Raw genomic sequence first — 16,240 nt, 5'->3', positions numbered from 1 at the left:
TTTTAATATTATGAATAGAAATAAAATATTAGTCGGCATTTTTTGTGCAGCTATACTTTCTTCTTGTAATCAAAAAGAAAACACAAAATCTATTGTTGTTAAAAACACTTTAGATTTTGAAAAAACTTTTGAAACAGTTGAATTAACAGCAGCATTTTTAAATGTAACCGACTTAAACACTGTTGGTATTCGTGATGCTGAAAATGGGCAGTTACAAGTAACGCAAACCGTAGATAATGATGGAGACGGCACTATGGACGAAATTTTATTTCAACCTAAAATTGCTGCAAATTCTGAAAAAACGTTTGAAATTGTATCCGTTACAGAAGCTGAAAAACCAAAAGCTGAAGAACTTTGCTATTCTCGGTTTGTACCAGAACGTACAGACGATTATACTTGGGAAAACAATAAAGTAGCTTTTCGAGTTTACGGACCTGTTGCCCAAAAAATGATTGAAGATAGCATACCTGGAGGCACACTTTCTAGTGGTGTTGATGCTTGGTTGAAAAAAGTAGAATATCCAATTATTAATAAATGGTACAAAAAGAATTCTATTAAACCAGGTGCTTATCATGAAGCTTCTCCGGAAGGTCGTGATAATTTTCACGTTGGTGTTAGCCGTGGTGTTGGTGGTATTGCTGTAAAAGCAGACACAACTTACTATTTCTCTAAAAACTATACCAAATGGCGTACAATAACAACAGGACCGCTTAGAACTAGTTTTTATTTAGAATATGCTAATTGGGATGCCAATGGAAAAACAATTAAAGAGTCTAAAGTTATTAGTCTTGATTTAGGAAGTAATTTCTCGAAATTCACTACGCACCTTGAAGGATCGGATACTATTTCTGCTGGTTTAACTTTACATGAAAAAGATGGCGAAGTTTCTGGCAGTAATGATAATGGTTGGGTAAGTTATTGGCAACCACATTTCGAAACAGAATTAGGAACAGCAATTATTGCTCCTAAAGGAACATTTTTAGGTTTTGAAACGTATGACACCAATCAAACAGACTTAAGTAATGCTTACGCCGATTTAAAAGTTGTAAACAATGAAGTTGTTTATTATTCTGGTTTTGCTTGGAGTGATAGCGGACAATTTAAAGATCGTCAAGAATGGGAAGCATATTTAGATATGTTTTCTAAACAAATTAATACACCTTTAGAAGTTACTTTGAAGTAATAATTAATCTTCAAAACTTTTAATAATTACATAAAGTGATTGTTCTTTTCTTCTAAATGAAGATTGAAACAATCACTTTTTTTATGCTTCAAAATTATTTCAATCTAATTTATTCCTAATAAAATATAAATTGAAACTGTAACTACACACAGAAAAATAGACATTGGTTTTGTGTATCTCCATGTTTTCATTTCAACAAAAACAATATTATCTTGCTTCATTTCTGATGTCACCGGATAAAAATAAGAAACGGCAAACATCACTATTATATTCAGAAGAAATTCAATACCCCAAATATGCACAAAATGAATATCAACTTTTAAAATAAAGGTAGTTAGAATATAAAATGCTAACCCTACAAATAAAGCAACCTTCGCTCCCATCGCTGATACTTTTTTTAAGAAAAACCCCGCTAACATAATGGATGCTATTGGTATAAAGAAAATCCCGTTTAACTGTTGCAATAATTGATATAATCCATCGGGAGCATTGGCTACCATAGGAGCAACTAAAATGGCAAAAATCGCCAGTATTAAAGACGTTAATCGGCCTACTTTTACTAATTTTTTATCACTGCAATTCTTTCCTAAGTGCCTTTTGAAAACATCAATACTAAAAATAGTTGCTGCACTATTAAGTACACTATTAAAGGTGCTTAAAACAGCCCCCATAACAATAGCTGCAAAAATACCAACAAGGCCAACAGGCAACACTTTTTTAATTAATTCAGGGTAAATCATATCCTGCCCTTCAAACATAGAATCTCCAAAATAGTAAAAGCCAATAACACCAGGTAAAATGATAATAATAGGAACTAAAATTTTTAAAACACCAGTATACAATAATCCTTTTTGAGCTTCAACTAAATTTTTTGCTCCTAAAGCCCGTTGAATTATGGTTTGGTTCATACTCCAAAAATAAAGCTGATTAATTATTAAACCTGTAAAAAGCACTTCAAAAGGTAACACTGAATCTTTAGCTCCAATAACATTAAATTTTTCTGGACTATGATTATAAACCTTAGTTAAACCTGCCAACGGATTACCATCACCTATACTTACCAAAGCTATTAATGGAATCGCTAAACCACCAATTAAAAGTCCGTAACCATTTATAGTATCTGAAATAGCAACGGCCTTTAAACCCCCAAAAATGGCATATACAGATCCTAAAACACCAATACCAACTACTGTTATCCAAAGCCCTTCTTTTTTGGTGACTTCCAAAACTTCCGAAACATTAAAAATACTTTCTAAATTTATGGCACCTGTGTATAAAACAATAGGTAAAAGTGTTACTATAAACGAAATCATTAAAAACAAAGCCACTAAAGTCCGTGTGGTGCTATCAAAACGTTTTTCCAAATATTCGGGAATAGTTGTTAAACCCATTTTCAAATATTTTGGAACAAAATAAATAGCTGCAACCACCAAAGCTAAAGCAGATGTTACTTCCCAAGCTATAATAATAAATCCGTTTTTGTAAGACGAGCCATTCATACCAATAAGGTGTTCGGTAGAAATATTAGTAAGTAACATGGAGCCGGCGATAACAACCCCTGTTAAACTTCTTCCGCCAAGGAAATAGCCATCTTTAGAGTTTAGTTTTTCTTTACGAAGTTTATACCAAGAATAAAAAGCTACAAAGACCGTAAAGCCAATAAAAGTTAGCGTAGTGTACATAAATTTAGTTTAGTTAGTTAGGATGCAAGAAAATCTGCATATTCAATTAAGCCTGTTGAAACAATAAACTAAAAAAGTTTAATTATTTCACAAGCTTAAAAAAACACAGGAGGTGATGAGAGTTTATTTTTATTGAAATTAAAACTTCAATTTCTCGGGTAAATATTTCGCTACCAATTCTTTATAATAAGGTAAAAGCTCCTCTGCATTTGGTGGAACTGGTGCTTTGGAATACAAATCGTAAGGATTAAATTTCTTAACCCATTCAAACATTTCAATATCTTTTGCATTCATTAAATGTGTGTAATCGTTTTCGCGATGTTGAGAATAGAACGAGTGATAACGAATCATATATAAGGCTGGATCAGGTAAGTAATCCTTCATAATTTGATACAAATACTCATCGTGACCCCAACTCATTTTCACGTTATCTAAACCGCAATTTGGTTTGTAAACACCATACTTTGTATTGAAACGTAAATCTGAATAATCCGGATTCGCTTTAAAAAATTCAGGATAAACAATTTTATCAGAATATGCACAACCAACAGGGAACGTATCTCCAACAACAGCCCACTGCGGCTCGCCAAATAAACATAAAATTTTCCCTAAATCGTGAATAAAACCGGTAAGTATAAACCAATCTGGGTGGCCATCTGCACGAATAGCTTCCGAAGTTTGTAATAAATGCTGTAATTGATCTAAATCAATATCAGGATCACTATCATCTACCAAAGTATTTAAAAAATCTACGGCACCCCAAATAGACATTTCTTTTCTATCGAATTTTAAAAACTCTGCTTCTTTTTCGCAAACAAAGTCATAAGTTTGAAATTCATGATTTATTTTATAAAACTCGCGAACGGTATCTAACCTATCAGAGTCTTCATAATTCCTAAATTCCTCTTCTTCTTTTTTATTCTCTTGTGGATCAGGATATCTATCTAATAAATTATCTTCCCAATCGTCAATATCTTTCATTGGATTTTGGACACTCTTATTCTCAGATGGTTTCATTGGTTAAAGCAGATTAGTTTAATTTCTATTCGCAATTTAAAAGATAACACTACAAACAGAATGGACTAATACATCAAAAACATGGAGAAATTATAAAGACAAAATCTATTTAAGCAATTTACTTGGTGGGTAACCAAACTGTTTTTTAAAGCAACGACTAAAGTACAAAGGGTCGTTAAACCCAATTAAATCAGTAACTTCCGATACATTATACTTCTTCGTTTTTAAAAGCTGTACTGATCTTTTTAGTCGTACCGTTCTAATAAATTCGTTTGGAGCCAAATCGGTAAGTTCTTTAATTTTTCGGTATAATTTTGATGAACTCACCCCCAACTCTTCGCAAATATAACCTGTTGTTAAATCGGGTTTGCTAATATTTTTATCAATAAGTTTAGATATTTTTCCCATTAACACCTCATCTACAGGCGAATGTGTAATGAGGCCTATTTCACTTTCCGCATCATTAGAGAATTTCGATTTCAACTCTAATCGCGACTTGATGATATTAACAATTATAGATCGTAATAAAGACGGATCAAAGGGCTTTACCAAATACCCATCGGCACCAATATTATATCCTTTTACCTTGTCTTCATTTTCCGAAAGTGCGGTTAATAAAATTACTGGAATATGACTAATAAACTCATCGTTTTTAAGTTCCTCACAAAACTCAAGCCCACTTTTAATAGGCATCATAACATCTGCAACACATAAAATAGGTTTTATTTGTCGGCAAATCCTCAAGCCCTCTTCCCCGTTTTCAGCTTCGTAAACTTTGTAATAATTCGATAAATAATCAATTAAATATTTACGGAGTTCTATATTATCCTCAACGACTAATATCTTCTCTTTTATTTCAGTATTAGTTGTTATTTTCTTTACCTGTACTTGAGGTATTGGCGTTTCTTCATTTGTATTAGCAACAAATTCAAAAACTTCATTTTTACTATAAAACTCTCGTTTTATCGGTATTTCAACTGAAAAAACACTTCCTTTTTTAGGTGTACTTTCAACAGTTATTTGTCCTTTATGCAGATCGACCAAGGCCTTAACTAAAGACAAACCAATACCAGAACCCGTATTATTTTCTTTACTATTTGTGGCTTGATAAAATCGCTTAAAAATCTTTTCTTGACTCTTTACGGGAATACCTATTCCATCATCACTTACTTCCAAAACTACAACCTCTTCTTTCTCGTCCTTAAAACGTACATATAAATCAACATGTCCATATTTATTGGTAAACTTAATAGCATTAGACAATAGATTATAAAGAATTTTATCCAATTTATCATGATCAATCCAACCAAAAAGAGAATCGTTTTCGGTGTTAAAATTCATTTGAATTTCTTTATTATAGGCAAACTCTTTAAACGAATCGAAGGTGTTATGTGTGTATTGTAATATATCAGTTCGTGATACTTTTAGTTTTAATTCTCCCGTTTGCGCCTTTCTAAAGTCTAAAACTTGATTAACCAAATTTAATAGTCGGCTCGCGTTTTGATGAATCAAATTATAACGGCTTTTTTGGTACTCGCTACTATAAGTTTTACTCTCTTCTATTAATTGCTTTACAGGTCCTAAAATGAGTGTTAAAGGCGTTCTTAACTCGTGAGATATATTGGTGAAAAATCGTAATTTCTCGTTGTTCAATTTAATATCCCGCTCACGGTTTACTTTTTCTGTTACTAACTCTTGTTTTAACCTCAATCTATTTTTTACTTCACGCCTCACAAAATGTAATATTACCCCAATTAGCAATATCAATAAAATAAGCGCCTGATAAGTAAACCAAAACGGACGTTCAATTTTTATTTTATATGAAACAACATTACTCCAATGCCCATCACTATTACACGATTTTATTTTGAAAACATAATTACCAGGAAATAAATTGGTGTATTGAACCGTTCGAGAATTACTACTAGTAGCAATCCATTTTTGATCGAAACCTTCTAACTGATATTCAAATTTATTAAGCTTTTCATTAGCATAAGATGGCGTAGAAAACTGCAACGAAAAATTCCTGTTTTTATAATTTAGAGCGATACTTTTTGTTTGATTAAAATCCTTTGCAAGCGGTATTTCTCCATTTATTTCTTTGGTAGGAAATAATATCTCATTTTGAATTTTCACTTCGGTTATTACAGGTTGGGGTGATAGTTTATTTTCTTTAATAGTATAAGGCGAAAAGTAGATAACACCCTTTTTTCCTCCCAAATAAATATTAGAATCTCCGAACTTATAAAAACCACGAGAGCTAAAATAATCTAATCGATTCCCACTGTTTACATGGTAAATATTATAATCTAAACTATTAGTTTTTAGCCTTGCAACACTGTTATTATTTACGTTTAGCCATAAATCACCTTCTTTGTCTATCAATAAATCTGTTATCCATTTCCCTGCAAGTTCTTTAGGGTTTTTTAAAGGTAAAAAGTTGTTTTCAACTTCATCAAAAAAGCATAAACCATTACGCGTTGCTGCCCAAAGTTTACCGGAGTTATCAAAAACGATATCACTAACATTATTGTGTAATAACCCTCTATCCTTACTTAAAGATGAAGTGTAAACCATTTGATCTCCATTTACCAAGTTGTGTTTTACAACCCCCGTTTCGGTAGCAAACCAGAGATTATTATCGGTATCTTTTATAATTTCATTAATCTCATACCCTTTTAATAACTGTATCTTCTTTGTTTTTTCTGAAACATCTTCTGTATCCAAAATCACAGCACCTTCGCCAAAGGAACCTATTACGAGCTTACCATTCCCTAAATTCTCAAAAGCTATAACAGGAGATTCTTCAAAACCAATACCAATTTCTTTTGAACTCCGATTTACATAATCGTAAATTAATATTTTACCATCCCAAAGTCCACAATAAAACGTTTTACCATCTGTAGAACAGATACTAGCAATATCTTTTTGGTTGATTTCTAAAGGAATAAAATTTTCTTTTTCAGAAATAAAAAGTCCATTGTGCCGTGTTGCCACAATAATTTTATCATCATAAGTTTTAGAAAACCCACGAATTCTAGGTGCTTGATTACCAATAAAATTAGAAATATCCTTATTAAGATTAAATTGATTTTCAAACGGATCATATTTATCCAAACCATCCTCGGTACCAATCCATAAAATCCCAGAAGTGTCAAAATATAAAGCCGATACAAGATTATCAATCAAGGAGGTTTGATCTGTTAAAACCGAAAAATAACGCTTATACTCGCCTTTACTAATCGCTTCCAAAGAATCACAAACTAACAATCCGCCTAAAGTTCCTACCCAATATTTTCCATTAGGAGCTTGCGTAACTGTTAAAAAATAAGGACCTAGAGCTTCTCTATCCGAGTTGTTTTCGATATAGAGATTCACAAACTTATTTTGGTTTTTATCTAATTTATAAAGTCCTTTACGAGTACCTACGAATATATCGTTTTTAGCATCCTCGTAAATAAAATTAACATAAGGATTTATCTCAGTAGAATTTGGAATTTGAAGAACAAACGTTTCTATCTGCTGTATCTTCCCAACAGAATCTAATATTATTTTGGCTACCGATGCCGAACCATAACTTCCAATCCAAATATTACCTTTTGTATCTTCAAAAATTTCTTTAACATAATTAAAACCCTGAATTTCTACTTTTTCAAACCGTTTTTCTTCAGCAAAAAATAAAAAAATACCACTATCTTTAGTTCCAACCCAAACACGGCTAAATTTATCAATATAGATAGATCTAATTTCTTCATCTTGTAAACTGCTTAGATTCCCGTCTTCATTTAAAAAAGTGGTAAACTCCTGAGTTTCTATATTAAATAGAGTAAGCCCTTTTCTTGTTCCAATCCAGATATCCCCCGTTTCTTTATCGATTTCTAAAGCTGTAATATCGTTATCGTTAATTTTACGATCACCTTCGGAAGTATTTAAAAACGTTTGAAATTCATAACCATCAAATCGGTTTAACCCCGAAAAAGTTCCTAACCACAAAAAGCCATGTTTATCCTGTACAATATGCCGCACAGAATTGTGAGACAAGCCATCGTTATCGTTATAATGCTCGAATTTAAGGCTTTGTCCAAATGAGCACAAAGCAAAAAGTAACATGTAAAATAATATGATAAAGCGGTTTGCCATTAAAAATAGTCGTTTAAGTTTAGTTTAAAATGCGTTCGATACTATTTTGTTCTAGATTAATTTTAAAATGATTAGCTGGTTGCCCATTTTTGCTTTTTTCGAAAATATTAGCCCATAATTTAAACATGTCATTATCCGATGTTTTTAACGCATGGCACACCAACTCATATTGTTTTAATCTACCTGTTCCAATATCTTCAAAGGCCAACTCATCTGCACTTCTTAGTTTATAAAAATCATTAATCATATCAAAACCTGTCCAGTTTTCGAATGATTCTAAAGTTACATTATTCTCCTCTAATACTTTTTTTAATAAAGTAGTTTCAATGGTATTCTTCAATAATAAATCTTTTCCTGACAACGTCAATAAACTATCGGCAAAGTTTTCTGGCCAATCACTTGGTAAAAAACGAAGACGCACCAATTCTTTTAAATGAAACTTAGTAAATTCTTTATAGTTTTTAGTTAAAAGAATCTCTTTATCCCAGATTGAAGGTGCACCCGTTTCATTCAAATAAGCATACTCTTGTTTGTATAGAGGAAATAAACTATTGAAATTTTTAGCCGATTTAATAACCACAGTTTCTACTTCAAATTCCGATTTATTATGAATTGATAGTATTTTATAGCCTGGTGCATAAGCCGCTAAAGATGGTGTTTGAATATTAAAAAGTGTATTTCCTTTTTTACTTTTGTAAACGCCCGTATCATTAATATGCATGTGGCCTCCAAAATGAATTTTAATTCCTGCATCGGCAAATGTTTCGGCTACTTCACTTTTAGGAACGCGATGTAATTGCATTTTATTTTCTCCAAAAACGGCTTTCATTTCTTCCGAGGCATCGTCATTAAATTCAACCATGGGATAATGACTAAAGGCAATTAAAACCTTGCCTTTTTCTTGTGCTTCCTTAGCTACTTTTTTAACCCAACTTATTAAATGCTGTTTTTGTAAAAGCACATTATTATATCCAATACTAGCGCCTGAAAAATCGTTTGGATTATTAGAAACGCCTGACAACTCTTTATTCGGCATATAGACGTTGGCATCAATAGCTAACAACCACAAACCCTCGGTTGGTTCTACCAAATAACTGGCGTCTGGGTGCTTATTAAAAGCATCAATAGCATAAACTCTTTTGGTTAACGCAGATGCTTCTAAAGCTTTTTCAAAACTATAATTGATGTAAGTATAGTTTGAAAAAGGTGTTTCCCAATACACATATTCCTTTTGAGGATAAAACCCAAAACTCGACATTTCATTTAAAATATCTTTATAACCCCATTTTTTAATTTCCGAAGTTATAATGGGTTTCAATTGCGTTTTATTAATTGATTTTAAGTTTTTATTGGAACTTACAATAATCTGTTCCTTTCCTCCTTCTCCTAAAAAATCAGTTTTTCCAGCATCTTGAGTAAATGGTTTTACAGGATCGTGATTACCTGTAGTTGCAAAAAACAACAAACCATGCTTTTTAGAATATTGATCTAGAATTTTACGCAAACCTTTAACATGTACAGGTTGTCCATCGTCGCTAAAATCGCCAGGTAATGCGACGTATTTTATGCCACGCGCTACAATATCATCTAAAGCTTCTAAGAAGGCGAAGTAGTTCTCATTAAAAATTCGGGTGGAATGTAATTGCGCTTCCATGGTTCGAATATTTACATATTCGCCAGTCTCAGGATGTTTTACACCTTGGTAATTGGCATCATCAAAATGCGCATGAATATCTTGAAAATGAGCGTCAGCAATAAACGCTATCTTAATAGGTTCAAAAATTTCAGTTGTTTTTTTTTCACATGAAAACAGTACTGTAAAAATTAATAGAATACCACAACTGTTATAAAATTTATTCAAATCTGTTTTTATTTTTTAACTGTTTCTTTAGGGAATGCATAACTTTTTTTCCAACCTCCCAAATCAATCAATACTTGATCGAGCATAACACCTGCATCTACCATCCAAATTTTTAATGTATGTTTTCCTGCGGTATTTACAATTTGTTTAACCGATTTTACAGTAGCATTTTTAAGTACATTCTCTTTCCATGTTTCGCTGCGCCCAAACGTTTGAAAATCTACTATTACAGGCTCAGCATTATCTATAGAAACGGCACAACGCACTCCAATTCCGGCATGTGGTGCATGGGTTGGTACAGCTTGTAAATTCACACTTACTTCTCCAAAATTAAAAGTATAAAAATCGTATTCTAAAACGGCACTATTTGTTTTTATTTTTTCAATATCTGTAATCGACTTTGTGTCTCTAGGCAAAGCTGTTATCACTTTATTGGTATAACCAATACCTTCAAAAACTTGCCACTGTGCTTCTTTACCGTCTTTTTTTCTAGTGAAATTTTCAGCATTAATAGAGACATAACCTTTATCTTCAACAAAGCCGTTATAGTCTTTTAAAGATTCAAACTCTGGATTATAAACAGAAACACCTATGCTTGTTGTTTTTCCATTTGAAATAAAATCGATAGCACTATTCACTTTAAAACTTGGTGGAATTAATTGAAAATCATGACCCAAAGGTGCTTCTTTTTTATTTTCCCCTTTTGGTACTTTAGCCCAATCGATACTTACCCAAATACGTTTTTCAGTTTCACCTATATAAGCATTAAGCATTCCTTTTTTTTCTGATAGTGTAATCCAATCAGCCTTTGGTGTAGCTTCCCAATTAACTTCCCCCTCACCTTTTACAAATACATCAATAAAATATTTGCTATCTGTGTAGCTATTAAAAACAGGTAATACATTGGCATAACTATTAATAATTTCATCGTTAACTTCCATTTGATATCCTTCTAAAGCTAAGCCTAAACTTGCTTTTTCTTTTGTATCTACTTGAGACATGGCAGGTTTAGAGAAAACGGGTAAAAATCGAGGAGCCATCGTCATAATATGATTCCATTTACCTTGTTGAAGTTTTGTATTATAGTAATCTGTTTCTTTTTCTATACGATGAAAAGCCGCGTTAGATTGTTCTCTAAAGTAATTTGCACTCTGTCTGCCCTGTTGTGCTGTAAACTTATTTTTGAAGTTATATAACCATTTCTGATTAAGTTTTGAAGCTCCAATTATGGGATAATAAACTAATTGAAAAAAGGCATCTTTTCTATTCCCATCTATATTTTCATACAGTTTTTCTGTTGTATCAATAATATCTTGATAGTTCTTAATTCTTACTGAAACCTCATCACCATAATGATATTGCGTTAGCTCCGTTTCGCCTGCTTTAGTAACGGGCTCCACTTGGCTCCACGCCATAAATTCCGGACGGCGTATATATGCCAATCTATTATTTTCGAATAGCACATTTGTGATTTCGGTTGCAGAGTGGCTCCCAAATTCACGAGTTGCCCAATTGTTCATGTGTGATTTTACAGAACTGCTTTTTTCGAAATCATCCATATTCCAAGCCATATCTAAAAATAGCTCGATATTGTATTCGTGCGGCTTGATATCTCCACAATTTAAAATCCAAATATCACGCGATTGAAATTGATATGCCTTAGACATTTCTTCCCACATTAAAACAGGATTTGTAGAGTTTAACCAAAGATAATCGTGCGGACGCCCCCAATACGAGGTATGATAATAAACACCAGCTCCTCCCGGTCGTTTTTGCTCTTCAGGGTTACTTAATTGGCGAATATAACCGTAATTATCATCGGTCCATACTAGTGTTATATCTTCTGGTAATTTTAATCCGCTTTGGTAATAACTCAATACTTCTTTATACGGTACAAAGGCCTGCGGAATAGTATTTGGATGCTTTTTTGTTTCCTTTTTTAGAATAGCACGCTGATCTGTAATAACACGCTCTAACAATTTCACTTGGGCATCGGTATCGTCTTCTCCAACAATCATAGGAGAATCGTGTTCACCACGCATACCTGTGGTATAAATACCATCAAAATCTGCCGTTTCTTTAACCCGTTTTGTAAATAACTTTTTTATGGTTTCCGAATTAGTATCGTATCGGTATTCTCCCATGGTATCATGATTCCATTCCGTGTTTATGTTACTCAACATAGGCTCTGCGTGAGATGTTCCGATAACTATAGCATAATTATCTGCCACAATTTTATTTTTAGGAAATGAGTAAAATGGCTTGGTACTAGAATGCATGGCAGGCCAAATAGTATTAGCTCTTAACCGCAATAACAACTCGAATACCTTAGCATAGGTTTTCGGTCCCATATCTCCCGTTTCTGGCTCAAAATTTAAGGCCGCCCAACGTTGTAAACCCCAATCTTCATCATTTAAAAAAACACCTCTATATTTTACAGAAGGACGTTTCGATGTTTCATTTTGTATTGAAATAGTAATATTTTCTTTTTTCCCTGGAGTAACATCTGCCCACCATTCCCATGGAGAAACACCCATTTTTCTAGATAGTTCTAAAATACCGTAGGCAGTACCGCGACGATCACTTCCAACAATAATTAGTGCTTTTTTAATGCCTTTTATTGGATTATCTACTAACTGAATACTATAACGCTCCCAATCTCCTTTAATCTCTGAAACTTCAATTTTTCCGCTTGAAATTAATTGATCAATAATCTTGTTTTTACCAATAGTCCCAGCGATAATAACATTCGATTCTTTTGATGATTTTGAAATAATATTTGGTTTTTTCCCTGAAATTTCAAAAACATCTTCAGCAAATATATTAGAAGCTATACTTACTACTTTAGAATCACTTTTATCGATTAATACGGAAACCACCTGATTACCTTCAACAATTGAAAATTTAGAATCCCCAATAGTTTGAGCCGACAAAACCGACATATGAAAGCATAAAATAAGTAATCCTATATTTTTTAACATGCTATTATTCTTTAATACGTTCATAAGTTTCATCTTCAAAAATTACTTTAAAATCCGATTCAAATAAAGTCGATGGTACATAATAGTCTGTAGAAATCACTTGTGCTCCCGATGCTTTTGCTTTTAGAAACCTATCATAATTATTTGCTCTCGCTTCTTTAGTCCCTGCATCTGAACGGGTTCTCACCATATATCCTTTAGCAACCAATTCTTTTATATAATCGAAATCGGTAATTGGATTGTTTATAATCCTAAAGGCAGCTTCTGGGCTACCTTCTTTACTATTTACAAACATCACTCTCCCATCTAAATTGGGGTGACCTTTTATGTATTTGTTTATTTTATCTTCCTTTTCATCTAAAACAAATAAGAACTTTCCTTTTGTTAACCCTAACTCTGGCCAACCTTTTATTAAAATGGCTTTCTCCAAAGTTGCAAATTCACTACGAACATCATTAGGCGTAATTAATTGTTCTTTTGAAAACACACTCCTAATTTCTGAATCTATACTATCTAAAGCTTCCGAAGTAAATGGCAACGGATTTCTTGTTCCATCCACTCTTTGATCTTTTGCATTTATTAAAATAACTACTGGTGTGTGGTTTGAATTATTATTAGACCATTTTTTTAATACTCTTAATCCATCTTTAAACAATAATTGGTGGCTTCTAAAATCAATATCTTGAATATGAAACATTTTTAAACCAGGCTGTTTCAACTTCTCTTCTTTATCAAATGCCAAAGTTTCTATACCTTTAGATTTCATTATATCTAAACCTTTTGGATTAGAAAAATGACCTCCCATTGGATCATAAAAAACATCTAATTCTAAATTCCGTAAACCTAAACTTAACTGTTCTTCTAGTGAAACATGACCATATTGTAAACTTTTCATTCGCTCATTATCTTTAGTTGATAAAAAATCGAACAATGATTTTTCTATTTGAATTTTATAAGAATTATGACTTCCTATAACTTGTATATCATTAAATTTCTTGGCTGGTATTAATAAATTATCAAGCCATGTTTTAGCTAATTTTGGCCAAACTTCAGCGGCTTTATTTCCTTTTCGTAAACCATACCCATGTCCACCTTCACTATACATGTGTTGCTCTACAACAGTTTTGTTATTACGAATAGCCTGAGCCATCACCAAACCACTATTTCCGTAGTGATCATCGGCAGTTCCAAAAATAAAAAATGGAGGAATATATTTATCAAACTCAAAATTAGGTTCAATGGTTTTGTTTTCACCTTTATCTAGATAAGCTGGATAAATTAACATGGTGAAATCTGGACGGCTAGAAAAAAGATCTATATCATCCTGTTTCTTGTAAAAATTATTTTTATAATTGGTAGAAGCTAACGCTGATAAATGACCCCCAGCCGAAAAGCCTATAAGTCCAATTTTTTGCGAACTCAAGTCGAATTCAGAAGTCTTACTTCTTACTAATTTTATAGCTCGTTGCACATCTTGAGCTGCTCCTTCTTTATTTTTAGGAACACGATATTGTAACACAAATGCTGTATATCCAATAGAATTTAGCCATTCAGCTATTTCATAACCTTCCTTATCGATTGCTAAAATACCATAGCCACCACCTGGACAAACAATAATTCCGGCCTTAGACTTATTGGGCTTTTCGGGTTTAAAAACAGTTAGTAACGGATTTGTTACTTCACTTATTCTAGTAACCCCACCCGAAATATTATCGGATAATTTAGCAGGTTGTTTTTTTTCAACTTGTCCAGGAACATCGTTTGGCCATAAATCGATAATCTTTCTTCCTTGTCCTTCTGAAATGAAAGCTAATAACAAGAAAACAATGATGAGTTTTGTTTTAATACAATTCATTAATACATGCTGTTATTTATAAAAAACTCTAAAATTTATACTTTTAGAATAATTACAATTCTATTTTAAAACCTGTAATAGGGATTTCATTTTCGGAATAATTTGGAATATTTAAGACTAAACCAGCATCGGTTTGATTCCATTTTACTTTTTCCGAAGTATCTAATCGTGTTACAGATTTAATTTGCCTTTCATTTTTGGTTGAAAGTGACTTTATGAGTACTTCATTTTCGGTCGCACTACAAACATAAGCATATACCGCACCCGCTTTAGAAGTAAAGCGAACCTCTGGAAAAACATCTTTTGATGTGGCGTCATTTGCATTATCTTTCATTAGGTTTTCTTCTTCAGAAAGATTAGCTTTTTTTATAGACTTCTGAATTTTATTAAGACGTTCCCCTTGTACTTTCCACGGTTTAGAACCGTAAACACCTTCGCCATTTTGTTTCATCCATTCCCCAATTTGTGCCAATCGCTCTTGCGCCAAATTAGTTATTTCGCCCTTTCCTGTTGGCCCATTATTCAGTAATAAATTACCACCTTTACTTACTATTTCTAGTAACTGTCTTGTCATTAATTCCGAAGATTTATAAATCGTATCATACTCAATATATCCCCAGTTTTTCCCCATAGTAATGCAGGCTTCCCATGGTTCTACTTCTAAATTCTCACTTATTTTTTGTTCTTTAACTTCGTAATCGCCAAATCCATGTTTTATACGGCTATTAATGATACAGTCTGGTTGAATATTCAATATCAATTCTCTTAACTCTTTACTTTCATCTGGACTAATAAGCTCTGGTGTATCAAACCAAATCACATCAATTTTTCCATACTGCGTTAATAATTCCTTTATTTGAGGCTTTACCTTTCTTTCAAAGTAACGACTAAACACTTTTATATCTTCATCAGGATAATCTACCAAATTACTTCTCCCGCCTTTATGTGGCCAATTTGTAGCAACATCTGGATCTTCCCAATCTCGACCTAAAGAATAATAAAACCCAAATTTCATATCGTGTTTATGGCAAGCATCTACAAGTTCTTTCATGGGATCTTTAGCATACGGTGTACGTTCTTTAATATTATAGTCATTGGATGGCGAATTGAACATTGCAAAACCATCGTGATGTTTAGAGGTGATAATAATGTATTTCATGCCGGCCGCTTTCGCAGTAAGCACCCATTTTTCAGCATTAAAATTAACAGGATTAAAGTCGTCGGCAATGGTGGCGTATTCCTTTAATGATATCTTTTCATGAATCATAAAATGCTCATTCCCTTTTGCTTTATGACCATCCCAATAACCAGCAGTTTGAGAGTATAAACCCCAATGCATAAACATACCAAATTTGGCATCTTTCCACCAATCCATTTTATCCGGTGTCTGCGCGACGCTGAAATTGAATGCTAAACAAAGAACTACTAAACTGTAAAGCGTATTTTTTTTAATTAGATTTTTCATTTTTAATGGATATAAAACGCGTTTGTAAAACAGAAATTTATAATTTTTGAATGTCG

General features: G+C 32.7%; 8 protein-coding genes. 1 reads left to right on the top strand and 7 read right to left on the bottom strand.

The window, feature by feature from the left end; translation table 11 throughout:
- Positions 1-10 precede the first annotated feature (10 nt).
- Positions 11-1,183, top strand: coding sequence for a DUF4861 family protein (locus GQR97_RS10080; protein ID WP_158847987.1), 1,173 nt, complete (start codon positions 11-13; stop codon positions 1,181-1,183).
- A 104-nt stretch (positions 1,184-1,287) separates the two neighbouring features.
- On the opposite strand, the gene GQR97_RS10075 is transcribed toward GQR97_RS10080, so the two are convergent.
- From GQR97_RS10075 to GQR97_RS10045, 7 genes are all read right to left on the bottom strand, one after another.
- Positions 1,288-2,865 carry a solute:sodium symporter family transporter gene (locus GQR97_RS10075; RefSeq protein WP_158847985.1) on the bottom strand — a complete coding sequence of 526 codons (1,578 nt, stop codon included), beginning with the start codon at positions 2,863-2,865 and terminating at the stop codon, positions 1,288-1,290.
- Positions 2,866-3,003: 138 nt separating this feature from the next.
- On the bottom strand, positions 3,004-3,882 hold the full coding sequence (locus tag GQR97_RS10070) for an inositol oxygenase family protein (RefSeq protein WP_158847983.1): 879 nt from the start codon (positions 3,880-3,882) through the stop codon (positions 3,004-3,006).
- A gap of 105 nt (positions 3,883-3,987) precedes the next feature.
- Positions 3,988-8,022: a hybrid sensor histidine kinase/response regulator transcription factor gene (locus tag GQR97_RS10065; protein WP_158847981.1), complete on the bottom strand. Its 4,035-nt coding sequence runs from the start codon at positions 8,020-8,022 to the stop codon at positions 3,988-3,990.
- A gap of 19 nt (positions 8,023-8,041) precedes the next feature.
- A complete protein-coding gene (locus GQR97_RS10060) occupies positions 8,042-9,883 on the bottom strand; it encodes a metallophosphoesterase family protein (RefSeq protein ID WP_158847979.1) in 1,842 nt (613 codons plus the stop codon).
- 8 nt (positions 9,884-9,891) lie between these two features.
- Positions 9,892-12,864, bottom strand: coding sequence for a glycosyl hydrolase 115 family protein (locus tag GQR97_RS10055; protein WP_158847977.1), 2,973 nt, complete (start codon positions 12,862-12,864; stop codon positions 9,892-9,894).
- Positions 12,865-12,868: 4 nt separating this feature from the next.
- Positions 12,869-14,719: a Ca2+-dependent phosphoinositide-specific phospholipase C gene (locus GQR97_RS19685; RefSeq protein ID WP_199269839.1), complete on the bottom strand. Its 1,851-nt coding sequence runs from the start codon at positions 14,717-14,719 to the stop codon at positions 12,869-12,871.
- A gap of 52 nt (positions 14,720-14,771) precedes the next feature.
- Entirely contained in the window at positions 14,772-16,184 is a 1,413-nt protein-coding gene (locus tag GQR97_RS10045) for an alpha-L-fucosidase (protein ID WP_158847975.1), read from the bottom strand.
- Positions 16,185-16,240: the final 56 nt, after the last annotated feature.

It is taken from the genome of Algibacter sp. L1A34, from assembly GCF_009796805.1.
Lineage (GTDB): Bacteria > Bacteroidota > Bacteroidia > Flavobacteriales > Flavobacteriaceae > Algibacter.
This window is presented reverse-complemented; position numbering and strand designations above follow the sequence as displayed.